The sequence below is a fragment of the Bradyrhizobium yuanmingense genome, assembly GCF_029167105.1.
Taxonomy (GTDB): Bacteria; Pseudomonadota; Alphaproteobacteria; order Rhizobiales; family Xanthobacteraceae; genus Bradyrhizobium; species Bradyrhizobium yuanmingense_A.
On record NZ_JARFML010000011.1, the window covers coordinates 134,829 to 158,383 of the forward strand.

Annotated in this window: 22 protein-coding genes; 18 read left to right on the plus strand and 4 right to left on the minus strand. The window is 65.8% G+C overall.

The genetic code is table 11. The features are described 5' to 3' along the window. Positions 1-88 precede the first annotated feature (88 nt). The 8 genes from ccoN to ccoS all read left to right on the plus strand — a co-directional run bounded on the left by ccoN (position 89) and on the right by ccoS (position 8,004). Complete coding sequence (gene ccoN, locus P0R31_RS16630) at positions 89-1,738, plus strand: cytochrome-c oxidase, cbb3-type subunit I (protein WP_275514950.1); 1,650 nt, start codon at positions 89-91, stop codon at positions 1,736-1,738. A 12-nt stretch (positions 1,739-1,750) separates the two neighbouring features. Further along, positions 1,751-2,485: a cytochrome-c oxidase, cbb3-type subunit II gene (gene ccoO, locus P0R31_RS16635; protein WP_275514951.1), complete on the plus strand. Its 735-nt coding sequence runs from the start codon at positions 1,751-1,753 to the stop codon at positions 2,483-2,485. A 13-nt stretch (positions 2,486-2,498) separates the two neighbouring features. After that, on the plus strand, positions 2,499-2,663 hold the full coding sequence (locus P0R31_RS16640; protein ID WP_025034779.1) for a cbb3-type cytochrome oxidase subunit 3: 165 nt from the start codon (positions 2,499-2,501) through the stop codon (positions 2,661-2,663). A gap of 6 nt (positions 2,664-2,669) precedes the next feature. Beyond that, entirely contained in the window at positions 2,670-3,545 is an 876-nt protein-coding gene (ccoP, locus tag P0R31_RS16645; RefSeq protein WP_275514952.1) for a cytochrome-c oxidase, cbb3-type subunit III, read from the plus strand. Between the two features lie 121 nt (positions 3,546-3,666). Next, positions 3,667-5,133, plus strand: coding sequence for a cytochrome c oxidase accessory protein CcoG (gene ccoG, locus P0R31_RS16650; RefSeq protein WP_275514953.1), 1,467 nt, complete (start codon positions 3,667-3,669; stop codon positions 5,131-5,133). Positions 5,134-5,150: 17 nt separating this feature from the next. Next, positions 5,151-5,636 carry a FixH family protein gene (locus tag P0R31_RS16655; protein WP_275514954.1) on the plus strand — a complete coding sequence of 162 codons (486 nt, stop codon included), beginning with the start codon at positions 5,151-5,153 and terminating at the stop codon, positions 5,634-5,636. An 11-nt stretch (positions 5,637-5,647) separates the two neighbouring features. Next, entirely contained in the window at positions 5,648-7,837 is a 2,190-nt protein-coding gene (locus tag P0R31_RS16660) for a cation-translocating P-type ATPase (RefSeq protein WP_275514955.1), read from the plus strand. Further along, complete coding sequence (gene ccoS, locus P0R31_RS16665; RefSeq protein WP_008550618.1) at positions 7,837-8,004, plus strand: cbb3-type cytochrome oxidase assembly protein CcoS; 168 nt, start codon at positions 7,837-7,839, stop codon at positions 8,002-8,004. Before P0R31_RS16660 ends, ccoS begins: the two co-directional genes overlap by 1 nt. Here the strand turns inward: ccoS and P0R31_RS16670 are convergent. Next, entirely contained in the window at positions 8,001-9,200 is a 1,200-nt protein-coding gene (locus P0R31_RS16670) for an MFS transporter (protein ID WP_275514956.1), read from the minus strand. The two genes, ccoS and P0R31_RS16670, sit on opposite strands and share 4 nt — an antisense overlap. A gap of 91 nt (positions 9,201-9,291) precedes the next feature. Continuing rightward, positions 9,292-9,771, minus strand: coding sequence for a cupin domain-containing protein (locus P0R31_RS16675; RefSeq protein ID WP_275514957.1), 480 nt, complete (start codon positions 9,769-9,771; stop codon positions 9,292-9,294). A gap of 273 nt (positions 9,772-10,044) precedes the next feature. Between P0R31_RS16675 and P0R31_RS16680 the strand changes: the two genes are divergently transcribed. Beyond that, on the plus strand, positions 10,045-10,761 hold the full coding sequence (locus P0R31_RS16680) for a peroxiredoxin-like family protein (RefSeq protein WP_275514958.1): 717 nt from the start codon (positions 10,045-10,047) through the stop codon (positions 10,759-10,761). 205 nt (positions 10,762-10,966) lie between these two features. On the opposite strand, the gene P0R31_RS16685 is transcribed toward P0R31_RS16680, so the two are convergent. After that, on the minus strand, positions 10,967-11,854 hold the full coding sequence (locus P0R31_RS16685) for a LysR family transcriptional regulator (RefSeq protein ID WP_275514959.1): 888 nt from the start codon (positions 11,852-11,854) through the stop codon (positions 10,967-10,969). Between the two features lie 180 nt (positions 11,855-12,034). On the opposite strand from P0R31_RS16685, the gene P0R31_RS16690 reads away from it, so the two are divergent. From P0R31_RS16690 to P0R31_RS16700, 3 genes are all read left to right on the plus strand, one after another. Next, a complete protein-coding gene (locus P0R31_RS16690) occupies positions 12,035-12,859 on the plus strand; it encodes a 3-hydroxybutyrate dehydrogenase (RefSeq protein WP_275514960.1) in 825 nt (274 codons plus the stop codon). A gap of 58 nt (positions 12,860-12,917) precedes the next feature. Beyond that, positions 12,918-14,063: a patatin-like phospholipase family protein gene (locus P0R31_RS16695; RefSeq protein ID WP_275514961.1), complete on the plus strand. Its 1,146-nt coding sequence runs from the start codon at positions 12,918-12,920 to the stop codon at positions 14,061-14,063. A gap of 91 nt (positions 14,064-14,154) precedes the next feature. After that, positions 14,155-15,102: an oxygenase MpaB family protein gene (locus P0R31_RS16700; RefSeq protein WP_275514962.1), complete on the plus strand. Its 948-nt coding sequence runs from the start codon at positions 14,155-14,157 to the stop codon at positions 15,100-15,102. A 139-nt stretch (positions 15,103-15,241) separates the two neighbouring features. On the opposite strand, the gene glgA is transcribed toward P0R31_RS16700, so the two are convergent. After that, positions 15,242-16,657 carry a glycogen synthase GlgA gene (gene glgA, locus P0R31_RS16705; RefSeq protein ID WP_275514963.1) on the minus strand — a complete coding sequence of 472 codons (1,416 nt, stop codon included), beginning with the start codon at positions 16,655-16,657 and terminating at the stop codon, positions 15,242-15,244. Between the two features lie 193 nt (positions 16,658-16,850). On the opposite strand from glgA, the gene P0R31_RS16710 reads away from it, so the two are divergent. The 6 genes from P0R31_RS16710 to P0R31_RS16735 all read left to right on the plus strand — a co-directional run bounded on the left by P0R31_RS16710 (position 16,851) and on the right by P0R31_RS16735 (position 23,488). Then, positions 16,851-18,047, plus strand: coding sequence for a CaiB/BaiF CoA transferase family protein (locus P0R31_RS16710; RefSeq protein ID WP_275514964.1), 1,197 nt, complete (start codon positions 16,851-16,853; stop codon positions 18,045-18,047). Positions 18,048-18,178: 131 nt separating this feature from the next. Further along, a complete protein-coding gene (locus tag P0R31_RS16715; RefSeq protein ID WP_275514965.1) occupies positions 18,179-19,714 on the plus strand; it encodes an ABC transporter substrate-binding protein in 1,536 nt (511 codons plus the stop codon). Positions 19,715-19,721: 7 nt separating this feature from the next. Then, the gene (locus tag P0R31_RS16720; RefSeq protein WP_275514966.1) at positions 19,722-20,672 is read left to right on the plus strand and encodes an ABC transporter permease; all 951 of its coding nucleotides are present in this window, start codon (positions 19,722-19,724) and stop codon (positions 20,670-20,672) included. Then, positions 20,659-21,531: an ABC transporter permease gene (locus P0R31_RS16725; RefSeq protein ID WP_275514967.1), complete on the plus strand. Its 873-nt coding sequence runs from the start codon at positions 20,659-20,661 to the stop codon at positions 21,529-21,531. The genes P0R31_RS16720 and P0R31_RS16725 overlap by 14 nt, the downstream gene beginning before the upstream one ends. Next, positions 21,528-22,520, plus strand: a complete 993-nt coding sequence (locus P0R31_RS16730) for an ABC transporter ATP-binding protein (protein WP_275514968.1) — start codon at positions 21,528-21,530, stop codon at positions 22,518-22,520. Before P0R31_RS16725 ends, P0R31_RS16730 begins: the two co-directional genes overlap by 4 nt. After that, complete coding sequence (locus tag P0R31_RS16735; protein WP_275514969.1) at positions 22,517-23,488, plus strand: ABC transporter ATP-binding protein; 972 nt, start codon at positions 22,517-22,519, stop codon at positions 23,486-23,488. Before P0R31_RS16730 ends, P0R31_RS16735 begins: the two co-directional genes overlap by 4 nt. Positions 23,489-23,555: the final 67 nt, after the last annotated feature.

Genomic DNA, 23,555 nt, shown 5'->3' on the forward strand with positions numbered 1-23,555 from the left:
AACAGAAATCCATCCATCTTGATTTCAATCAATTCCCCGCGAGGGTGGATGTGGTTTTTGGCAGCGTGTTCTTTCAGAGAGAATCCGCATGAGCCAGCCCTCCATCTCAAAATCCATGACCATCGGTGAAAGCGGCTTGGCTGTCGTATTCGCAGTCACCGCTTTCCTCTGCGTGATCGCCTCGGCCAAGGCGCTCGATGCGCCCTTCGCATTCCACGCCGCGCTCAGCGCTGCGGCGAGCGTGGCTTCGGTGTTCTTCATCGTCAACCGCTACTTCGAGCGGCCGGCGGCGTTGCCGCCCCAGGAAATCAACGGCCGCCCGAACTACAACATGGGGCCCATCAAGTTCGCCTCCTTCATGGCGATGTTCTGGGGCATTGCCGGATTCCTCGTCGGCCTCATCATTGCCTCGCAGCTGGCCTGGCCCGCGCTGAACTTCGATCTGCCCTGGATCAGCTTCGGTCGCCTGCGGCCGCTGCACACCTCGGCCGTGATCTTTGCCTTCGGCGGCAACGTGTTGATCGCGACCTCATTCTATGTCGTGCAGAAGTCCTGCCGCGCGCGCCTTGCCGGCGACCTCGCGCCGTGGTTCGTCGTGCTCGGCTACAACTTCTTCATTCTGATCGCCGGCACCGGCTATCTGCTCGGCGTCACCCAGTCGAAGGAATATGCCGAGCCGGAATGGTACGCCGATCTGTGGCTGACCATCGTCTGGGTCGTCTATCTGCTCGTCTTCCTTGCCACCATCTTCAAGCGCAAGGAGCCGCACATCTTCGTCGCAAACTGGTTCTATCTCGCCTTCATCGTGACGATCGCGGTGCTGCATCTCGGCAACAATCCCGCGCTGCCCGTTTCGGTGTTCGGCTCGAAGTCCTACGTCGCCTGGGGCGGCATCCAGGACGCCATGTTCCAGTGGTGGTACGGCCACAACGCGGTCGGCTTCTTCCTGACCGCCGGCTTCCTCGCCATCATGTACTATTTCATCCCGAAGCGCGCCGAGCGGCCGATCTATTCCTACCGGCTCTCGATCATCCACTTCTGGGCGCTGATCTTCCTCTACATCTGGGCAGGTCCCCACCATCTGCACTACACGGCGCTGCCGGACTGGACGCAGACGCTCGGCATGACCTTCTCGATCATGCTGTGGATGCCCTCCTGGGGCGGCATGATCAACGGCCTGATGACGCTGTCGGGCGCCTGGGACAAGCTGCGTACCGATCCCGTGCTGCGCATGCTCGTCGTCTCCGTCGCCTTCTACGGCATGTCGACCTTCGAAGGCCCGATGATGTCGATCAAGGTGGTCAACTCGCTCAGCCACTACACCGACTGGACCATCGGCCACGTGCATTCCGGCGCGCTCGGCTGGGTCGGCTTCGTCTCCTTCGGCGCGCTGTATTGCCTGGTGCCGTGGGCCTGGAATCGCAAAGGCCTCTACAGCCTCAAGCTCGTCAATTGGCACTTCTGGGTCGCCACGCTCGGCATCGTTCTCTACATCTCGGCGATGTGGGTATCCGGCATCCTGCAGGGCCTGATGTGGCGCGCCTACACCTCGCTCGGCTTCCTCGAATATTCCTTCATCGAAACCGTCGAGGCGATGCATCCCTTCTACATCATCCGCGCCGCAGGCGGCGGCCTGTTCCTGATCGGCTCGCTGATCATGGCCTACAATCTCTGGATGACGGTTCGCGTCGGCGAACAGGAAGTCCAGATGCCCGTCGCTCTTCAGCCGGCGGAATGAGGAGCTCAAGCAATGTCGTTCTGGACACGTCACCAAGTCTTCGAAAAGAACTCGATCATCCTGATCGTAGGCATCCTGCTGGTGGTCGCGGTCGGTGGTCTCGTCGAGATCACCCCGCTGTTCTACCTCAAGAGCACGATCGAGAAGGTCGACGGGGTGAGGCCCTACACGCCGCTGGAGCTGGCGGGACGCAACGTCTATGTCCGCGAAGGCTGCTATCTCTGCCACTCGCAGATGGTCCGCCCCCTGCGCGACGAAGTCGAGCGCTACGGCCACTTCTCGCTCGCCGCCGAGAGCATGTACGACCACCCGTTCCAGTGGGGCTCCAAGCGCACCGGCCCGGATCTCGCCCGCGTCGGCGCCAAATATTCCGACGACTGGCACGTCACCCATCTGACCAACCCGCGCGCGATCGTGCCGCAGTCGGTGATGCCCGGCTATCCGTTCCTCGGCAAGGCCGAGGTCGACCCGGATGCGATCGCCGGCGACATGCGCGCGCTCAGGACCGTCGGGGTGCCCTATAGCGACGAGCAGCTCGCCAATGCCGCCGCCGACCTGAAGGCCCAGGCCGATCCGGACAATGCCGGCACCGACGCCTTCACCAAGCGCTACGCCAAGGCGGTCGTACGCAATTTCGACGGCAAGACCGGCACGCCGACCGAGATGGACGCGCTGGTTGCGTACCTGCAGATGCTCGGCACGCTGGTCGACTTCAAGATCTACAACGAGAAAGCCAATCTTCGCTGAGAAGGCATGAACGATGAAAGCCATCCTGACCGTCCATAATCTTGCGTCCGATCTCGTGACCACGATCTGGACACCGGTGTTCGTCGCGATCTTTCTCGCGATCATCGCCTACGCATTTTGGCCCCGTAACAAGGCTGCGTTCGACAAGGCAGCGCACCTGCCCTTGCGGGAGGAGTGAGAAACCATGACCGATCATTCTAGCGACATCGATTCCGTCTCCGGCAAGTCCACGACCGGACACGAGTGGGACGGCATCAAGGAGCTCAACACGCCGCTGCCGCGGTGGTGGGTGATCACCTTCTATCTCACCATCCTCTGGTCGATCGGCTACTGGATCGTCTATCCGGCCTGGCCGCTGATCCAAAGCAACACCACCGGCCTGTTCGGCTACTCCTCGCGCGCCGACGTCGCGGTCGAGCTCGCCAACCTCGAGAAGATACGGGGTGACAAGATGGCGGCGCTGGGCACGGCCTCGCTCGCCGACATCCAGAAGGATCCGGCTCTGCTCGCGCTTGCGCGCGCCAAGGGCAAGACGGTGTTCGGCGACAATTGCGCGCCGTGCCACGGCACGGGTGCGACGGGGTCCAAGGGCTATCCCAACCTGAACGACGACGAATGGCTGTGGGGCGGTTCGCTCGACCAGATCATGCACACCATCCAGTTCGGCGTGCGGTCGGGCCATGCCAAGACCCATGAGGGCCAGATGCTCGCCTTCGGCAAGGACGGTGTGCTGAAGAGCGACGAGATCGTCACGGTCGCCAATTACGTGCGATCGCTGGCGGGCCTGCCGACCCGCAACGGCTACGATGCCGCCAAGGGCCAGAAGATCTTCGCGGAGAACTGCGCCGCCTGCCATGGCGACGCCGGCAAGGGCAACCAGGAGATGGGCGCACCTGATCTGACCGACAAGATCTGGCTCTACGGCTCCGACGAGGCGAGCCTGATCGAGACCATCGCCCAAGGCCGCGCCGGCGTGATGCCGGCCTGGGAAGGCCGGCTCGATCCCGCCACCATCAAGGCGATGGCGGTCTACGTCCACTCGCTTGGCGGCGGCAAATAGGCCGATCCGCGACCGATGACTTCCGGCGGGGGCGAAGAAAAGCGCCCCCGTTTGCGTTGGATCAACCCGCGCGGCGGTGCCGGGTCTAGGTTTAATCGCACCTTTGAAGAAGCTCGAGGCGATGAACAAGACCGTCAATCCGAACGAACTGAAGCCCGCGGACGACGTCGGGCCGCTCTATGCGGCCCGCAAGAAGGTCTATCCCCAGAGCGTCTCGGGCACGTTTCGCCGGATCAAATGGGGCCTGATGGCATTCTGCCTCGGCGTCTACTACTTCCTGCCCTTCGTGCGCTGGAATCGCGGCCTCGGCGCGCCGAGCCAGGCGGTGCTGATCGATCTTCCCAACAGCCGCTTCTATTTCTTCTTCATCGAGCTGTGGCCGCAGGAGGTCTATTACTTCACCGGCCTGTTGATCGTCGCCGCGGTGGCGCTGTTCCTGATGAACTCCGTCGGCGGCCGGATCTGGTGCGGCTATCTCTGTCCGCAGACAGTGTGGACCGACCTGTTCTACGCGGTCGAGCGCCTGATCGAGGGCGACCGGCGCGAGCGCATGAAGAAGGATGCCTCGAGCGATCCGATGAAGCTCGAGCGCATCTCCGAGATCGTGCTCAAGCATTCGATCTGGCTCTTGATCGCCTGGTGGACCGGCGGCGCCTGGGTGCTCTACTTCAACGACGCGCCGACCCTGGTGAAGGAGCTCGTCACCTTCCAGGCGCCGATGATCGCCTATATCTGGATCGGCATCCTCACCGCGACGACCTATCTGCTCGCCGGCTTCATGCGCGAGCAGGTCTGCACCTATATGTGCCCGTGGCCGCGCATCCAGGCCGCGCTCACCGACGAATGGGCGCTCAACGTCACCTATCGCTATGACCGCGGCGAGAAACGCACGTCGGTGAAGAAGGCCGCCGAGCTGCGCGCCCTCGGTCAGCAGGTCGGCGATTGCGTCGACTGCTACCAGTGCGTCGCGGTCTGCCCGACCGGCATCGACATCCGCAACGGACCGCAGATGGAATGCATCCAGTGCGGACTCTGCATCGATGCCTGCGACAACGTCATGACGAAGATCGGCCGGCCGAAGCGGCTGATCGGCTACGACAACGACATCAACATCCACCGCCGCCAGGAAGGCAAGGCGCCGATCTACCGGATCGTCCGCGCCCGCACCATCGTCTACAGCGCGATCATCGCGGCGGTCGGCGGCATCATGTCCTACACACTGGCGACCCGCAGTCTGCTCGACGTCAACGTGCTGCACGACCGCAACCCGGTCGCGGTCAAGCTCAGCGACGGCTCGATCCGCAACGCCTATACGGTGCGGCTCCTGAACAAGAGCGGCTATGACCGCGTCATCGCGATCGATGCCAGCGGCCCGGTCAATTCGACCGTTCACGTCGTCGGCGTCGATTCGGTGACGCCGGACCGGCCGATGATCGTGATCCCGCGCGATGCGACCAGCGAGCTGCGGCTTCTCGTCACCGCGCCGGCCGACAACAATCCGGAGAAGTCGATTCCGGTCCACTTCCACGTCACCGACATCGGGCTCGGTGTCGTCGCTTCCGCCACCGACAATTTCGTTTCGCCTTGAGCGATCAGGAGACTGCCATGGCTTCCAAGCCGCTGACCGGAACCAAAGTCTTCCTGATGCTGGTCGCCTTCTTCGGCCTCGTGATCGGCGTCAACGCGACCATGATGAAGCTCGCGATCGCGACGCTGCCCGGCACCGACGTCGACAGCCCCTATGCCGCGGGCCTGACCTACGAGCGCGAGATCTCGGCAGCGCAGGACCAGGCCGCACGCAAATGGAGGGTCAATGCCCATATCGAGCGCCGCAACGACGGCGGCGCCTTGGTCCAGGTCGAGGCGCGCGACGCCGGCGGCCAGCCGATCTCGGGACTGAAGTTCGGTGGCCGGCTGGAGCGGCCGACCGACAAGCGCGCCGACCTCGCGGTCGAGCTCACCGAAGCCGGCATCGGTCTCTATCGCGGCAACGCGGCGTCCGTCGCGCCGGGCCAATGGGACCTGGTGATCGAGGGCGAGGCGCGGGGGACGCGCGTGTTCATGTCGCGCAACCGCGTGATCTTGAACTGAAGGATTCCGTCATGCAGGTCACGCGCGATTTCTCTCACTACGTCCGCGATGCGGGCGAGGGCCTCCGGCACATCGATCTCGCCGTCGAGGGCGTTCACTGCGCCGGCTGCATGGCCAAGATCGAGCGCGGGCTCTCGGCCATCCCCGACGTCACCCTGGCCCGCGTCAACCTCACCGACCGACGCGTTGCGCTGGAATGGAAGGCGGGCACGCTCGACCCCGGCCGCTTCATCGATCGGCTCGAGGAGCTCGGCTACAAGGCCTATCCGTTCGAGACCGAGAGTGCGGAGGTCGCTGAGGTCGCCGAATCCCGCTTCCTGCTGCGCTGCCTCGGCGTTGCGGCCTTCGCCACCATGAACGTGATGATGCTGTCGATCCCGGTGTGGTCGGGCAACGTCTCGGACATGCTGCCCGAGCAGCGCGATTTCTTCCACTGGCTGTCGGCGCTGATCGCGCTGCCGGCGGCAGCCTATGCCGGCCAGCCGTTCTTCCGCTCGGCCTGGCGCGCGCTGTCGGCCAAGACCACCAACATGGACGTGCCGATCTCGATCGGCGTGATCCTGGCGCTCGGCATGTCCGTGGTCGAGACCATCCACCACGCCGAGCATGCCTATTTCGACGCCGCGATCATGCTGCTGACCTTCCTCTTGGTCGGCCGCTTCCTCGACCAGAACATGCGGCGGCGGACCCGCGCGGTCGCCGGCAATCTCGCCGCGCTGAAGGCGGAGACGGCGGCGAAGTTCATCGGGCCCGACGAGATCTCGCAGGTGCCGGTTGCGGCGATCAATCCGGGCGACATCGTGCTGCTCAGGCCCGGCGAGCGCTGCGCGGTCGACGGCACCGTGATCGAAGGGCGTTCCGAGATTGACCAGAGCCTGATCACCGGCGAGACGCTCTATGTCACGGCCGAGCAGGGCACGCCGGTCTATGCGGGATCGATGAACATCTCCGGCAGCTTGCGGGTGCGGGTCTCGGCCGCCTCCGAGGCGACGCTGCTCGCAGAGATCACGCGGCTGCTCGACAACGCGCTCCAGGCGCGCTCGCGCTACATGCGCCTTGCCGACCGGGCCTCGCGGCTCTATGCGCCGGTGGTGCATGCGACTGCGCTCCTGACCATTCTCGGATGGGTCCTCGCCGGTGCGAGCTGGCACGATGCGATCGTGACCGGCGTCGCCGTGCTGATCATCACCTGTCCCTGCGCGCTCGGGCTCGCAATCCCCACGGTGCAGACGGTGGCCTCGGGCGCGATGTTCAAGGCCGGTGTGCTGCTCAATGCGGGCGATGCGATCGAGCGGCTGGCCGAAGCCGACCATGTCATCTTTGACAAGACCGGTACGCTGACGCTGCCCGAGCTCGAAGTCATGAATGCCGCCGCCATCCCCGCCGACATCTTCGAGCTCGCCGGCCGGCTCGCACTGTCGAGCCATCACCCGGTCGCGGCTGCGGTTGCGCAGGCTGCCGGTGCGAAGTCTCCGATCCTCAGTGCGGTGGAGGAGGCCGGGCAGGGTGTCCGCGCGACCATCGACGGCATCGAGCTTCGGCTCGGCCGTCCCTCCTTCTGCGGTGCCGAGACGCTGGTCGGCAGCGCCGCGCTCGATCCCGAGGCCTCCATCGTGGCTTTCAGCAAGGGCAGCGACAAGTTCATCCTCTCGGTTCGCCAGGGCCTGCGGCCCGATGCCAAGGCGGTGATCGCGGCGCTGAAGGCGCGCAACATCGGCATCGAGATCCTATCAGGCGATCGCGAGCCGGCGGTGAAGGCCGCAGCGCATGCGCTCGACATCCCCGAGTGGCGCGCCGGCGTCACCCCGGCCGACAAGATCGTGCGGATCGAGGAGCTGAAACGGCGCGGCGCGAAGGTGCTGATGGTCGGCGACGGCATGAACGATGCGCCCTCGCTCGCAGCGGCTCACGTCTCGATGTCGCCGATCTCGGCGGCGCATCTCAGCCAGGCCACCGCCGATCTCGTCTTCCTCGGCCGGCCGCTGGCTCCGGTCGTCGCCGCCATCGATGCGTCGCGCAAGGCGCTGCATTTGATGCGGCAGAACCTCTGGCTTGCGATCGGCTACAACGTGCTCGCGGTGCCGGTTGCGATCAGCGGCGTCGTGACGCCCCTGATCGCCGCTGCCGCCATGAGCGGATCGTCGATCCTGGTGATGCTGAACTCGCTGCGCGCGCGCGGCGCCTCGCGGGAGATCGTGTGATGGAGATCCTGGTCATTCTGGTCCCGCTGGCCTTGATGCTCGGAGGTGCCGGCCTCGTCGCTTTCCTGTGGTCGCTCAGAAGCGGCCAGTACGACGATCTCGACGGTGCCGCCTGGCGCGCCATCGCCGACGATGAGCCGCCGCAGGAAGCACCCGCCAAGCGCTAGCGTTTCAGGGCGAAGGTGAGCAGGGCTGCGGCCGCGAGCGCCGCGCCCACGCCGAATATGCACGCCTGCCAGCCGAAAGCGTCGAACAGGCGCCCGAGCACGGCCGTACCGACCAGCCCGCCGCAGAAGTAACACGCAAGATAGATCCCGCTGGCGATGCCGCGGTTGTCGGCTGCGGCCTGCCCGACGAAACCCGTCGCGGCCGCCTGCGCGAAGAATGTGCCGACCCCGACCAGGACCATGCCGGCGAGCACTTCGCGGAGACGCGGCGCCAGCATCAAGGGCAGGCCGAGCCCGGCGACAGTGAGCGCACCCCAGATCGTGGGCCGCGTTCCCAGCCGTGCGGCCACCTTGCCGGCGAGAAGCGTCGTGACGACGGAGGGCAGGAAGACGAAATAGACGAGGCCGAGATCCATCATGCCGAGCGACAGCGGCGGCCGCACCAGCACGAAATTGACGTAGGTGAAGGTGCCGATGAAGGCGAACAGGATGCAGAAGCCGATGCCGAAGGCGGCACGCAGCTGCGGATTGCGCCAATGCGCGAGGGTGGCGGCAAGCGGCGAAGCCGCCGGCATCATCGCATGCATCGGCCGCACCCGGTCGACGGTGAAATAGACCAGCGCCGCCCCGGCGAGGTTGAGCGCCGCGAAGAAATAGAAGTTCCAGGCGAGGCCGAGGCCATCGGCCAATGCGGCCGAGATCAGCCGGCCGACGAGATTGCTCGCGACATTGCCGGTGATGTAGGCGGCAAACGCGCCGCCGGCGTCCATGGCGCTGCATTGCTCGCCGAGATAGGCGAGGGTGAGCGCGAAGGCGGACGCCATGCACAGGCCCTGCGCGACCCGCAAGGCGGTGAAGACGGCAAGATTGGGCGCGACAGCAAGCAGGCTGGTGGGGACCGCAAGCAGGGCCAGGCTGAGCAGGATGCCGGTTCGCCGGTCGATACGCGGGCTGAAGAAGCCGACCACGAGGCTGGCTGCGGCCATGCCGAAGGTGCTGGCGTTGACGGCAAAACCCATTGCCGCGGGTGTGACGCCGTAGTGCCGTGTCAGCGAGGGCAGGATCGCCTGCGTCGCGAAGAGATCGACGACCGTCAGGAATGCGGTGAGGCCGATCACGAGCGAGCGAAACGCGAGACCGGGGGAATGCGCATACTCTGTCATCGCGGTCGGCTTGATCCCGGAAAGATCGGCCATGGCATGATGATCCTGTGAAGGGTGCGGCGCCCGGCATGGGGTCCCGGGCGCCGCATTTCGTAACGAACGCGCTGGGGCTGGAGCGCGCGCGTTACATATGCTTATCGTTGGGATCCTTGCGGACGTCGCCGACATAGAGAATGACGGTCTCCTTGCCGAGGTTCTTCCACCAGTGCGAAGTGCCGTGGACTTCGGGGCGGATGTCGCCGGCCTTGTGCACGATCGGGTCGACGCAGTTGGAGGCGTATTCGACGATCTCGCCCTGCTGCACCAAGATCAGGGCCGGACGGTCGTCATGGCTGTGCCAGGGCACGATGCCGCCGGGCGCGATGGTCAGCTTGCGGAAGCGCAGCTCGCGGCCCTCGATACGGGCGGGCTGCTTGCCGAGATCGATCGCGCCGAGCGTCACGTCGGTGACGCCGACGGGCTTGTAGTCGACCATCGGCTGCGCATTCGGCTTGGTCTTGCCGGCCGGACATTCGCCGGCGAAGACCGGCGTCGCAAATGTCAGCGCGCCGAGAACGGCAACGCCTGTCCAAACCACGCGCGACATTGTGAGATGGCTAGACATGGAAAGTCTCCTCTGTTGGCCGCGAGCCCTGATGGCCGCGGGCTATGGCAGGAGCTTCGTCGAGACCCTCTCCATCTTGAAATGCCGGCTTGCTTTCGATGCGATAGCCCCGCGCTATGCCGATAGGCGGCAGCTATCGAACCGATTGGGCATCGGCATTTCCGCTTTCGCAGCATCCGGCGTCCGATGCCAGCACGCCCGATTGCGGTCGCCCCTTGCGGGCGGGCGAACCGGGAAACTAATATTCGCCCCCAAGGAAGCCGGAGCAGGAAGATGACGTCTCTCTCGCCAGCCGATGCCGAACAGCTCAGGCTCGCGTTCCAGCGCTGCCGCGACATGGACAGCACGCTGAACGAACAGCTCCGCGCCTATGCCGATGCCAGCCGCGAGGTCTTTCCGGCCTATGGCAAGGCGGTCGATCGCCTGGTCGCGCGATTGAGCGACAACGGCGGCGGCGAGACCGCCCCGCGGCCGGGCGATCCGATGCCGCCGTTCATGCTGCCCGACGAGGGTGGGCGTCTCGTGTCGCTGCCCTCGCTGCTGGAGGGCGGCCCCGTCGCGGTGATGTTCTTCCGCGGCCATTGGTGTCCCTATTGCCGGCTCAATGTCCGCGCCGTGGTCCAGGCGCTGGACCGCATCAAGGCGATGGGGGCGCAGGTCGTCGCGATCGTGCCGGAGACGCAGGAATATACCGGGCAGCTCAAGGCCGAATCCGGCGCGCCGTTTCCGATCCTGACGGATCTCGACAACGGCTATGCGCTGTCGCTCAACCTCGCGATCTGGCTGGGTGCCGAGATCCAGCAATTGCTGTCCTATCAGGACATGGCGAAATTCCACGGCAATGACGGCTGGATGCTGCCGATCCCGGCCGTGTTCGTGGTCGGACGCGACGGCATCGTGAAAGCCCGCTTCGTCGATCCGGATTTCCGCAAGCGCATGGAGATCGACGATCTGATCGAAGCGCTGGAGCGCGCCAGCCGGGAGAATTGAGGCGCGCTTTCTTCCCTTCTCCCCTTCTTGTGGGAGAAGGTGGCGCGAAGCGCCGGATGAGGGGGTGTCTATCCGCGTGCACTGATGCTCGCGGAGACATACCCCTCACCCAAGCGAGTCCGGGTCTGCCGGCGTCGCTGCCCTCTCCCACAAGGGGCGAGGGCACAGCAATGCGCATCTCACCAGGGAGAAAGCGCTAGCTCTGCTACCCCGCGATCTCGCGCCAGTCGGCGCCGCGCAGCATGCGCATCACGGCGTTGCCCACCGCGGTGCGTTGCCGGCCGGCGACCCCATAGAGATTGACGGTGCGGCGGGCGTCCAGCCCCGTGACCGCGGCGCGGGTCAGCCGCTCCGGCACTGGCGAGGTGTGCGGCACCATGGCGATGCCCATCTCGGCCTCGACCAGCTCGATCAAGTCGCGCTCGTTCGAGACCTCATGACCCTGTTCGATGTCGATGCCGTGCTCGCGCAGGCTCGCGGAGATGCGACGCGCGTGCTCGCAGAAAGTTCGGCTCAGCAGCAGCTCCGATCGCAGATCGTCCAGTTCGACCGAGCTGCGGCCGGCCAGCCGGTGCCCGTCGCCGACGACGAGCTCGAAGCTCTCGGTGAACAGCGGCCAGACATCCAGCCGGTCCCAGGCCTCGTCGATCTCGGCCGCAATGCCGAGCTCGGCTTCGCCCTTCTTCAGGAAGTCACCGACCTCCCGGGCCGAGCCGCGCAGGAAGCGGAATTCGAGCCGGTTGAACTGCCGCCTGATCTCGTTGAGATGCGGAATCAGTAAAGCGAGGTCGATCGAATGCGTCAGCGCAATGCGGAGCGCGCCGATCTCTCCGCTCCTGAACGAGGAGGCGAGCGAGCGCGCGCCGATGGCCGCGTCATAGCACTGCTTCAGCAGCGGATGCATGCGCTGGCCGAGCTCGGTCAATTGCGCGGCGGGCCGCTCGCGGCGGAACAGGTCGCCGCCAAGCTCGGCCTCGAGCTGCTTGATCGCGCGCGTCAGCGAGGGCTGCGTCACGTTGCATTCCTCGGCCGCGCGCGTGAAGTTCAAGAGCTGCGCCACCGCGAGGAAATAGCGGACCTGGTGCATTTCCATGGATCGGCTCCCAGCAGAAATCGACCGGAAATCTAGCCGATCAGGGCGGGAAATGACATCCCGCCTGCGATAGCGCGAACGTATCGACTCGGAAGCCAACCGGCATTTCCGCAAATCCCGGAGATCCCGCACATTTCGCTCCAGCCTGGCGCGGTGTCGCGCCGAGAAGAGGTCTGGATCATGAATATTCCCATCAAGACGCAGACGTCCGCTTCGTCACGCGTGCTGGCCGGCAAGGTGGCGCTTGTCACCGGGTCGACCAGCGGCATCGGTCTCGGTATCGCACAGGCCCTCGCCGCCTCGGGCGCCGACATCGTGCTCAATGGCCTTGGTGTCGCCAGCGAGATCGGCCGGACGCGCGAGCAGATCGCCGCCGAGTTCGGCGTCAAGGCCAGCTATTCGCCGGCGGACATGACGAGGCCGAAATCGATCGCCGAGATGATCGCGGCGACGGTGGCCCAATCCGGCCGGCTGGACATCCTGGTCAACAACGCCGGCATCCAGCATGTCGCGTCGCTCGACCAGTTTCCGGTCGAGAAATGGGACCAGATCCTCGCGATCAACCTGTCCTCGGCCTTCCACACCACGCGGCTCGCGTTGCCGGCAATGCGGCAGAACGGTTTTGGCCGGATCATCAACATTGCGTCGACGCACGGCCTGGTCGGTTCGCCGTTCAAGGCAGCCTATGTCACCGCCAAGCATGGCATCGTCGGCCTCACCAAGGTGACGGCGCTGGAGACGGCGGAGCAGGGCATCACCTGCAACGCGATCTGCCCTGGTTATGTCCATACGCCGCTGGTCGAGGCGCAGATCGACGGCCAGGCCAAGGCCCATGGCATTTCCCGCGATCAGGTGATCCGCGACGTGCTGCTGGCGCAACAGCCGAACAAGCGTTTTGTTACGGTCGAGGAGCTCGGCGCACTTGCGGTGTTCCTGTCGACGGACGCGGCGGCCTCGATCACCGGCGTTGCGCTGCCGGTCGACGGCGGTTGGACCGCGCATTGACATGGGCCGGCGCAGCAAGTCGAATACTCGAACGGTGCAGGCTCACCAGGAGCGAGACATGGGCACGCAGGACAATTCTCAGCATAAGCAGCACGACCTGCCGGGTCAGGTCGTGCTCGTGCTTCAGGGCGGCGGCGCGCTCGGCTCATACCAGGCCGGGGTCTACCAGGCCTTGCACGAAGCCGGCATCGAGCCGGACTGGATCATCGGCACCTCGATCGGTGCGATCAATGCGAGCCTCATCGCTGGCAACGCGCCCGAGCGCCGCCTCGCGCGCTTGCGGGAGTTCTGGAAGCGGATGGAGCAGCAGCCGGTCTGGACCTGGCGCACCGCGTTTCCCGGCTTCAACGAGAAGCTGGCCTATTGGTCGACGGTGACCCACGGCATTGCCGGTTTCTTCCGGCCCAATCCGCTGGCTCATGCCGGCGATTCCTATCCGCTGGGCGCCGATTACGCCGGCTATTATTCGACCGCGCCGCTGGAGAAGACGCTGAGCGAGCTCGTCGATTTCGATCTCGCCAACCGCTGCGCGCCGCGTCTGACGGTCGGTGCGGCTCATGTCGGCACCAGCGAAATGCGCTATTTCGACAGCCGCGACGGCGAGCTGACGGTGAAGCACGTGATGGCCTCGGGCGCGCTGCCGCCGGCTTTCCCCGCCGTGCGCATCGACGGCGAGCTCTATTGGGACGGCGGCATCCTGTCGAATACGCCGACCGAAGCCGTGTTCGACGACAATCCACGCAGGAACTCGCTGATCTTCTCCGTGCATCTGTGGAATCCGGTCGGGCCGGAGCCGACCACGATGGCGGAGGTGCTGAACCGGCACAAGGACGTGCAATATTCCAGCCGCATCGCCAGTCAGATCGTGCGACAGCAGCAGGCCCATCGTCTGCGCCATGTCATCAATCAGCTCGCGGCGCGGCTGCCCGAGAGCGAGCGCAACGATCCCGCGGTGAGGGAGCTGACGAGCTACGGCTGTCCAACCCGCATGCATGTGGTGCGGCTGCTGGCGCCGCAGCTCGAGCACGAGACCCACACCAAGGATATCGACTTCAGTCCGTCCGGGATCACGCGGCGCTGGCACGCCGGCTATGCGCACACGAAATCGGTGCTGGCGCGCAAGCCCTGGATCGGCGAATTCGATCCGCTCGCCGGCGTCGTGCTGCACGAGCATATGGACGAGATGCCGATGGCGGCGGAGTGAGGGCTCTGTCCGTCGTAGCCTCGCACGACGACGATTTTGCAGGCGCGCGGTCCGGAGTATGGTCGCCGTATCTTCGTCGCGAGGCTTGCAATTGGTCGCTGAGAAAGATCTGGAGGAGTCGCTCGATACGCTGCGTGCCAACGCGGCGGGACCGGTCGCGGGCGTATTCGGTCCGGCCTCACTGACCTGGCAGATCGACCGGGAGGCCGTGCTCTTTCTCGGCGCCGGCCGTGCGCTGCTGCTGCAACTGGCCCATCCCTGGGTGGCGGCGGCGATCGCCGAGCATTCGCGCACCCTTGCCGATCCGATCGGCCGCTTCCATCGCACCTTCGACATCGTTTTTACGATGGTGTTCGGCTCGCTGGACCGGGCGCTGCGGTCGTCCCGGCAGCTGCATCGGCGTCACAGCATGATCGTCGGCGAGATGCCCGAGACCGTGGGGCCGTTTGCGGCCGGCTCGCGCTACTGCGCCAACGACATCCCCGCGCTGCGCTGGGTCCACGCGACGCTGGTCGAGACCGCGCTCATGGCACATGATCTGGTGCTGCCGCCACTCTCGGCGGAGGAGCGCGATCGCTATTGGAGCGAGGCCAGGCTGTACGGCGCCCTGTTCGGATTGACGGGGGATGATTTGCCGGCGGACTGGTCCGGCTTCGTCGCCTACACCAAGGCAATGGCGCAGTCGGAGACGCTGACCGTCAGCCCTGCGGCGCGCGAGATCGCCGCGCAGATATTCAGCGGCGCGCGCCCGTGGCTGCGGCCGCCGCGCTGGTATCGCGCGCTCACCGCGAGCATGCTGCCCGAGCGCTTGCGCGCAGGCTTTGGTTTTGAGCTCGACGCGCGCGGAATCCGATCCGCCGACAACGCGCTGCGATGGATCAGGCGCGTCTATCCGAAATTGCCTGATCGGCTGCGCTATGTCGGCCCCTACCAGGAAGCGCAGGCACGGCTGCGGGGCGAAGCGCGGCCCGACTGGATGACACGATGTCTCAATCGCGCCTGGATCGGCCGTCCGCAGATGGATGTGGGCGGGAAATAGGGTCTTGAGGCAGGCTTTTGCAGCTTGTCATTCCGGGGCGCGCGGAGCGCGAACCCGGAATCCATTTCTCCCAGCATTCCGGCGGAACGATGGATTCCGGGTTCGCGCCAAGCGGCGCGCCCCGGAATGAAGCGGTGCCTCACACCGACGCCAGCTTGCGGTACAGCGCGCTGTAGCTGCCGGCCGAGACGCTCCAGGAGAACGAGCGCCCCATGGCGCTGCGGCGCATCGTGTCGAGCTGGTCGTGGGCCATGAAGGCCGAGAAGGCGCGCCGCACGCCGCCGAGGAAGGACTCGCGCGAGGGTTTCGAGAACAGGAAGCCGGTCTCGCCGTCGCTGATGGTCTCGGCGAGGCCGCCGGTCTGGTGACCGATCGGCAGCGAGCCGAAGCGCTGTGCGTACATCTGGCTGAGCCCGCACGGCTCGAACCGCGACGGCATCAAGGTGAAGTCGCTGCCGGCGAAGATGCGCCGCGCCTGGGCGTCGTTGAAGCCGATCGCAACCCCGATCGCGTCGGGGCGGCGGCGGTGCGCGTCGATCAAGGCCTGCTCGAGCGCCGGCTCGCCGGAGCCGGTGACCACGATCTGCCCGCCGGCATCGACGATCTCGTCAGCCGCCGACAGCACGAGGTCGATGCCCTTCTGGTGCACGAGGCGCGCGACGATGCCGAACATCGGCCCGCGCGAGACCGCCAGCCCGAACTGCTTGCGGACGTAATCCGCATTGGCCTTCTTGCCGACCCAGTCGCCGGCGCCGAATTGCTGGGCGAGCTGGGCGCAGGAGCGCGGGTCCCAGCTCTCGTCGATGCCGTTGAGGATGCCGGTGAGCTCGGCGGCGTCCGAGCGCAGGCGGAGCAGGCCCTCCAGGCCGCAGCCGAATTCGGCCGTGGTGATCTCCCGCGCATAGGTGCCGCTGACCGTGGTCAGGTGGGAGGCGTAGACGAGGCCCGCCTTGAGGAAGGAGACCTGGTCGTAGAACTCGACGCCGTCGATGTGGAAGGAGCTCTCCGGTGCGCCGATCCGCCGCAGCGAGTCCTTCGGGAAGAGGCCCTGATAGGCGAGGTTATGGATGGTCAGGATGGATGGGAGCTTGGCGCCCTGCCAAGCCAGGTAGGCAGGCACGAGCGAGGCCTGCCAGTCGTTGGCATGGATCAGGTCCGCTGCCCAATTCTTGTCCAGCTTGCCCATGGCGAGTTCAGCCGCGGCCGAGGCCAATCGCGCGAAGCGGATGTCGTTGTCGGGCCAATCGCGCCCGAGCTCGTCGCCATAGGGGTTGCCGGGCCGGTCGTAGAGCTGCGAGCACAACAGCACGTAGACAGGCAGCCCGTCCTTGGTCGCGGCACGGCCGAGCGAGCAGGCTGGCATCTCCGCGAATGCAGGACAGCGGCCGACGATCTGAATATGCGTGAGTTGCTCGATGATGTCGCGATAGCCGGGCAGCATGATCCGGATATCGGCGAAGGAGCGAAGTGCGCGGGGAAGGGCGGCGGAAACGGCGCCCAGTCCGCCGACGCGAACGAAGTCGTCCATCTCTGTGGTGACGAACAAGACCCTCAAGAACAGCCGCCCTCTTTCGACCCCCGCTCGCTGCTATGCAAGAACGGGTCCAGTTGTGCTGGAAATCCAAAGCCCGCCCACGCGGCACGTCTGCTCGGTAAACACTTTCCTACTCAGCCGCCGCCCTCTAGGGTCGCCGCATCAACAACAAACAACTTCGATGGTTCCAAAATGTCGAAGGACGCAGGTGGGCATGCAGCTAGCAGATAAGCGTGAGGGGACATTGACAAAGGTCATGGCGGGTTTGCGGGTGCTGGATTTTTCGACCACCATCGCCGGGCCCCATTGCACGCGGATGCTCGCCGACATGGGCGCCGAGGTCATCAAGATCGAGACCGACGGCGGGGAGACGATGCGGACCCGGCCTCCCCTCCGCAACGGCTGCAGCACCGCGTTCGGCCAGCTCAATGTCGGCAAGAAGAGCGTGGTCCTCGACCTCAAGTCCGAGGACGGCAAGGAGGCGGTGCGCCGGCTGGCCGCGACGTCGGACATTCTGGTCGAGAACTTCCGTCCGGGCGTGATGCGCCGCCTTCGGCTCGACTACGACAGCCTGCGCCAGGTCAACCCGAGGCTGATCTACTGCTCGATCTCGGGCTACGGCCAGACCGGCCCTTCGGCCGAGCTGCCGGCCTACGCCCCGGTGATCCACGCGGCCTCGGGCTACGACATGGCCCATCTCGCCTACCAGCCGGGCCGCAACCGTCCCGACTATTGCGGTATCTACCACGCCGACGTCGTCACCGGGACCTATGGTTTTGGCGCGATCGCGTCGGCGCTCTATCAACGCACCGTGACGGGCGCCGGCCAGCACATCGACGTCTCCATGCTGGAAACCATGCTGTCGCTGACGCTGACCGAGCTGCAGAGCTCGCAATTCGCGGTGCCGCCGCCACCGCGCCCGATGTTCGGACCGACCGAGACGGCAAGCGGCTACGTCATGATCACGATCGCCAGCGAGAAGACGTTCCAGGCCCTGATGGGGGTGATCGGCCGTCCGGACTGGGTCTCCGATCCACGTTTCGCCACCTATGCCGCGCGCCGCGAGAACTGGGCCGAGTTGATGGACGGCGTCGAAATCTGGTCGCGGCAGCTTTCGACCGATGCGTGCCTGCGCGTGCTTGGCGCTGCCGGCGTGCCGGCCTCGGCCTATCGCAGCGTGTCCGAGGCCTTGGCCGATCCGCAGCTTGCGCACCGCCAGGCACTCTCCGAGGTGCGGGACGAGGGCGGCTCGTTCCAGGTGCTCAACCTGCCGTTCCGGATGTCGGGGGCTGACACGGCGCCGGCCAAGACCGTGTCCGCGCTCGGCCAGCACACCGACGCGTTGCGCCAGGAGATCGGCCTTGCCGGCGGTCTGTCAATTCCGCCAGGCAAAACAGCCGCGACTTCCTGAGCCTTATCGCCGCCGCATGCGGCGTTCGAACTCTCGCTCGTTCCTCTTGCCGAGGCGGGCATTTGTCGCCAAGCTCGCCTCCGAGTCATTCAACGATCCGAAACATCGGACGAGGGATCCCGGGAGGAACCATGACGAACGCGGCGGCCTTGGCACGCAAGCGCGTGCCTATTTTCCTCGTTGCGGCATTTGCACTGGCAACGCCGGTACAGGCGCAGAAATCGGGCGGCAGCATCACGGTCGGCCAGGAGCTGGATATTCCGGGCTTCGATCCACTCAAGGTCGGTGTCTACGACACGTCGACCAATACGGCCGCGGCCGCGATCTTCGACACGCTCACAACGCTGAATGACAAGGGCGAGCCCGCGCCGAAGCTCGCGGTGTCCTGGACCCATTCCGAGGATTACAAGACCTGGACCTTCAAGCTCCGCGAAGGCGTGACATTTCATGACGGCACGCCATTCAACGCGCAGGCCATGAAGGAGAACTTCGACCGGCAGAAGAATCCCGCCAACAAGTGTCGCTGCGCCTTTTACATCACCAACGTGAAAGAGGTGCTGGCCCCCGACGACTACACCCTCATCTACAATCTCACCGACCCTTCGATCAACTGGCCGGCGGTTATTACCATTCAGAGTTCCAACAACGTCATCCACTCTCCAACCGCCTGGAAGACCAAGGGTGACGATTACAATCGCAACCCCGTCGGCACCGGCCCCTACATCCTGAAATCATGGACCGCTGGCGACCGCATGGTGCTGGAGAAGAACCCGAACTATTGGGACAAGGGCCGTCCCTATCTCGACCGCATCGTCCTGAAGCCGCTGCCCGATGCGCAATCGCGCTTCGCCTCCCTGCAATCGGGCGAGGCCGACATCATCTGGGACGACGAGAACGACGCCGACAACATCATGAAGGCGCAGAAGGACCCCAAGCTCACCGTTCACACCTACAAGGGCTCGGGCGCTGCGGTGTATGCCTTCAACACCAAGGTGACGCCGTTCGACGACGTGCGGGTGCGCCAGGCGCTGGTGATGGCGATCGACCGTCCGAAGATGTCGCAGGCGATCAGCAACGGCCTGAGCCGGCCGGCGAGCAATCCTTACGGCGACGGCTCCTGGGTCAAGTGCAAGGACGACGGGGCGCTGCCGTTCGACGTCGAGAAGGCCAAGGCGCTGATCAAGGATTATGGCAAGCCGGTCGAGTTCAAGATGCTGGTGACGGCAACGCCGCGCGGCCGCATGATCGGTCAGGTGCTGCAGCAGTTCTGGAAGCGCGTCGGCGCCAACATGGAGATCGAGCAGGTCGACCAGGCCACGATTCCGACGCGAGCCTTCACGCGGCAATTCCAGCTGACGCCGTGGCGCATCGTCGATCTCGCCGATCCCGATCCGCAGATGTACGCGAATTTCCGCAGCGGCAGTCCGCTGTCGCTCTCCGGATATTCGAACCCCGAGCTCGACAGGCTGCTGGATCATGCACGCGTGACCGCAGATATGGGCCAACGCAGCGAGGATTACTGCGCCATCAGCCGCCTGATCAACAAGGAGGCGATCTGGTTCTGGACCTTCCAGAACACCTATTACGCGCTGTCGAGTGCCAAGCTGAAAGGCTTTCCGAAGATGTACAACGGCGTGATGGACGTCTCCAGAACCTGGCTGGAATGATGGCGCGATGCTGAACTTCATCGTTCGGCGGCTGCTTGCCATGCTGCCGGTGCTGCTGGCCGTCTCGTTGCTGACGTTCCTGATCGCCTCGCTGCTGCCGGGCGATCTCGCGCTCGTGATCCTCGGCGACCAGGCGACGCCCGAGAACGTCGCGGCGCTGCGCCGCGACATGGGGCTCGACCAGCCGCTGTGGTGGCGTTACCTGAGCTGGCTCGGCCACGTCGTCCAGGGCGATCTCGGCCGCTCGTTCCGCACCGGGCAGACGGTGCTGCAGGCGGTCGCCGAGCGCATTCCGGTCTCGCTGCAGCTGATGCTGATGGCCGAGTTCATCGGGCTCCTGATCGGCGTTCCCGTCGCGATCGCCTGTGCCGCGCGCGCCGGCGGTGCGTTCGACCGCTTCATGACCGGCAGCGCTTTCGCAATGCTGTCGATGCCGTCGTTCCTGACCGCTATCCTGCTGATCTATCTGTTCGCGGTCGAGCTGCGCTGGCTGCCGGCGACCGGTTACGTGCCGTTCACCGAAGAGCCGCTGGCCAATTTGCGCTTCTTCGTGCTGCCGGCGCTGACGCTGGCGCTGGCGGAATGGCCGGGCATCATGCGCGTGCTGCGCTCCGACATGATCGCCACCTTGCAGGAGGATTATATCGCGCTGGCGAAAGCAAAGGGTCTCAAGCCATCGCGCATCCTGTTCGTGCATGCGCTGAAGCCGTCGTCGCTGACCCTGGTGACGGTAACCGGCATCAATATCGGCCGCCTGCTCGGCGGCACGCTGATCGTGGAATCGATCTTCGCGCTGCCCGGCATCGGCCGCCTGCTGGTCGGGGCGATCTACACCCGCGACCTCGTCATTCTCCAGGGCGTCGTGCTGCTGGTCGCCTGCGGCTTCGTTATCGTCAACTTCATCGTCGACATGCTCTATGCCGTGCTCGATCCGAGGATCCGCCATGGCCACGCTTGAGCTGTCGGTTCCGGACGAGGAGGTGGCGGCGCCGGTCGGCCGCCAGCGCAAGCTCGGCCTGTTGTTCTGGATCGCAAGCGCCTGGGTTGCGATCATCCTTTCGCTAGCGATCCTGGCGCCGGTGCTGCCGCTGCAGAATCCTGTCGACATGGACATGCTGGAGCGGCGCGCCGCCTTCTCCGCGGAGCACTGGCTCGGCACCGATGGACTCGGCCGCGACGAGCTCGCCCGGCTGATCTTCGGCGCGCGGGTGTCGCTGACGGTCGGGCTGATCGCGCCGATGATCGGCCTCGTCGTCGGTGGCGCGCTCGGCCTGCTGGCCGGCTATTTCCGCGGCCGGTTCGAGACGCTGGTGGTCGGCAGCATGGACGTGCTGCTGGCCTTTCCGCCGCTGATCTTCGCGCTCGCGGTGGTCGCCTATCTCGGACAGTCGGTCCCCAACCTCACGATCGTCCTCGGCGTGCTCGGCATTCCCGCCTTCATGCGCGTGGCGCGCGCGGCGACGCTGACGCTGGCGCGGCGCGAGTTCGTGATCGCAGCCGAGGCGCTAGGAGCGAGCCATGCGCGCATCCTGCTGCGCGAGCTGCTGCCGAACGTCATCCTGCCGCTGCTCGCCTTCTTCCTGCTCGGCGTCGCCGTCACCATCGTGGTCGAGGGCGCGCTGTCCTTCCTCGGCCTCGGCGTGCCGCCGCCGATGCCGAGCTGGGGCAGCATGATCGGGGAGGGACGTGACAGTCTGGACGTCGCGCCGCGCCTCGCCTTCCTGCCGGCGGCGGCACTGTTCGCGACCGTGTTGGCGTTCAACCTCGTCGGCGACACCTTGCGGGCCCTCACCGACCCACGTCAGGGGGCGCTGTGACCGCGCCGCTCTTGACCATCGAGGATGTCGCGGTCGAGCTGCCGACCCCGCGCGGAAACCTGCGCGCGGTCGATCACGTCGACCTTTCGCTTCAGGCCGGCCGCACGCTCGGGATCGTCGGGGAATCCGGCTGCGGCAAGACCATGCTCTCGCGCGCCGTGCTGCAGCTGCTGCCGAAGAAGGCGAAGCTGACGGGCCGGGTGATGTTCGACGGCGAGGATCTGGTGCGGCTCGAGGCTGAAAGCCTGCGGCGCCTGCGCGGACGCGATCTCGCGGTCGTGTTCCAGGACCCGATGACCTCGCTTAACCCCGTGCTCACCATCGGCACGCAGCTGATGGAGACGATCCAGGAGCATCTCGAGCTTGACGCTCCCGCCGCGAAGGCCCGCAGCATCGAGCTGCTCGCCGCCGTCGGCATTCCCGCCCCGGAGCAGCGGCTCGCGCAATATCCGCATCAATGCTCCGGCGGCATGCGCCAGCGCATCGCGATTGCGATCGCACTGTCCTGCGAGCCGAAGCTCCTGATCGCGGACGAGCCGACCACCGCGCTCGACGTCACCATCCAGGCGCAGATCCTCGATCTGCTCGCGCGCGAGCAGCGCCGCCGCCACATGGCGATGATCATCATCACCCACGATCTCGGCGTCGTCGCCGGCCGGGCCGACGAGGTCGCGGTGATGTATGCCGGCCGGGTGGTGGAGCGCGCGCCGACGCAAGCCTTGTTCAAGCGCATGCACATGCCCTACACCGAGGCGCTGCTGGCGGCGATCCCGAAGCTCGAGACCGCGCCGCATACGCCGCTGCCGGCGATCTCGGGCCGTCCACCCGATCCGACGCGCCCGCTGAAGGGCTGCTCCTTCGCGCCGCGCTGCAATTATGCCGGCGGGCGCTGTCATGAGGCCAAACCGGTCCTGACGAGCGCCGAGATGGCGGAACATCTCTATGCCTGCTTCCATCCGATCCGGATGACGGAGGGGATCGAGGCATGATGCAGCTTGCCGCGCGCCCCGCGCCGCTTCTCAACGTCGACAATCTCGTCGTCGAATACGGCCTCGGCAGCAAGATTGTTCATGCCGTTTCCGGTGTCAGCCTCGAGGTCGCGCGCGGCGAGACGCTTGGGCTGGTCGGCGAATCCGGCTGCGGCAAGTCGACGCTCGGGCGCGCGGTGCTGCAACTGCGCCGCGCCAAGTCCGGCCGCGTGATGTTCGACGGCGAGGACCTCACCGCGATGGAGGGCGAGGCGCTGCGCAGGATGCGCCGCCGCGTGCAGCTGATCTTCCAGGATCCGATTGCTTCGCTCAATCCGCGCCGGCGCATCGGCGACATCGTCGCCGAGCCGCTGATCATCGCCGGGATCAAGGATGCCGCCGAGCGCAAACGGCGCGTTCACGAGGTGCTCTCCGCGGTCGGGCTCGATCCCGATCTCGTGGCGGGCCGCCTGCCGCACGAATTCTCCGGCGGCCAGTGCCAGCGCATCTGCATCGCGCGCTCGCTGGTGCTCAACCCGGAATTCATCGTCTGCGACGAGCCGGTGTCGGCCCTCGACGTCTCCATTCGCGCGCAGATCCTCAACCTGCTGGAGGAGATGAAGGCGCGCTTCGGCCTGACGCTGCTGTTCATCGCGCACGACCTCGCCGTGGTCAAAGCGGTCAGCGACCGCGTCGCGGTGATGTATCTCGGCCGGCTCTGCGAGGTCGCTCCCTCCGAGCAATTGTTCGCGCGGCCTGCGCATCCCTACACCGCGCTGCTGTTGCAGGCGATCCCGGTGCCGGATCCGGACGTGCGTCCCGTCGAAAGTGTGGCGGCCGGCGAGCCGCCATCGCCGATTGCGCCGCCATCCGGCTGCCGCTTCCGCACCCGCTGCCCGCGCGCAGATCAGCGTTGCAGCGGGGAGATACCGGAGTTGCGGCAGGTCGCACCCGGCCAGTTCGCGGCTTGCCACCATCCGCTCGCCTGAACTAAGACCGGTTTGTCTGGTCGCGCCGACCATGGCATGGTGGCGCGACAACAAGAAGCATGCGGGA

What these genes read in the sequence shown, in the direction of transcription:
- ccoO (WP_275514951.1), top strand. Translation starts at nt 1,751, where the DNA reads ATGTCGTTCTGGACACGTCACCAAGTCTTCGAAAAGAACTCGATCATC.
- P0R31_RS16720 (WP_275514966.1), top strand. Translation starts at nt 19,722, where the DNA reads ATGCTGAACTTCATCGTTCGGCGGCTGCTTGCCATGCTGCCGGTGCTG.
- ccoN (WP_275514950.1), top strand. Translation starts at nt 89, where the DNA reads ATGAGCCAGCCCTCCATCTCAAAATCCATGACCATCGGTGAAAGCGGC.
- ccoG (WP_275514953.1), top strand. Translation starts at nt 3,667, where the DNA reads ATGAACAAGACCGTCAATCCGAACGAACTGAAGCCCGCGGACGACGTC.
- P0R31_RS16675 (WP_275514957.1), bottom strand. Translation starts at nt 9,771, where the DNA reads ATGTCTAGCCATCTCACAATGTCGCGCGTGGTTTGGACAGGCGTTGCC.
- P0R31_RS16680 (WP_275514958.1), top strand. Translation starts at nt 10,045, where the DNA reads ATGACGTCTCTCTCGCCAGCCGATGCCGAACAGCTCAGGCTCGCGTTC.
- P0R31_RS16715 (WP_275514965.1), top strand. Translation starts at nt 18,179, where the DNA reads ATGACGAACGCGGCGGCCTTGGCACGCAAGCGCGTGCCTATTTTCCTC.
- P0R31_RS16725 (WP_275514967.1), top strand. Translation starts at nt 20,659, where the DNA reads ATGGCCACGCTTGAGCTGTCGGTTCCGGACGAGGAGGTGGCGGCGCCG.
- ccoS (WP_008550618.1), top strand. Translation starts at nt 7,837, where the DNA reads ATGGAGATCCTGGTCATTCTGGTCCCGCTGGCCTTGATGCTCGGAGGT.
- P0R31_RS16640 (WP_025034779.1), top strand. Translation starts at nt 2,499, where the DNA reads ATGAAAGCCATCCTGACCGTCCATAATCTTGCGTCCGATCTCGTGACC.
- P0R31_RS16670 (WP_275514956.1), bottom strand. Translation starts at nt 9,200, where the DNA reads ATGGCCGATCTTTCCGGGATCAAGCCGACCGCGATGACAGAGTATGCG.
- P0R31_RS16690 (WP_275514960.1), top strand. Translation starts at nt 12,035, where the DNA reads ATGAATATTCCCATCAAGACGCAGACGTCCGCTTCGTCACGCGTGCTG.
- P0R31_RS16655 (WP_275514954.1), top strand. Translation starts at nt 5,151, where the DNA reads ATGGCTTCCAAGCCGCTGACCGGAACCAAAGTCTTCCTGATGCTGGTC.
- P0R31_RS16685 (WP_275514959.1), bottom strand. Translation starts at nt 11,854, where the DNA reads ATGGAAATGCACCAGGTCCGCTATTTCCTCGCGGTGGCGCAGCTCTTG.
- P0R31_RS16695 (WP_275514961.1), top strand. Translation starts at nt 12,918, where the DNA reads ATGGGCACGCAGGACAATTCTCAGCATAAGCAGCACGACCTGCCGGGT.
- P0R31_RS16735 (WP_275514969.1), top strand. Translation starts at nt 22,517, where the DNA reads ATGATGCAGCTTGCCGCGCGCCCCGCGCCGCTTCTCAACGTCGACAAT.
- P0R31_RS16660 (WP_275514955.1), top strand. Translation starts at nt 5,648, where the DNA reads ATGCAGGTCACGCGCGATTTCTCTCACTACGTCCGCGATGCGGGCGAG.
- P0R31_RS16710 (WP_275514964.1), top strand. Translation starts at nt 16,851, where the DNA reads ATGCAGCTAGCAGATAAGCGTGAGGGGACATTGACAAAGGTCATGGCG.
- ccoP (WP_275514952.1), top strand. Translation starts at nt 2,670, where the DNA reads ATGACCGATCATTCTAGCGACATCGATTCCGTCTCCGGCAAGTCCACG.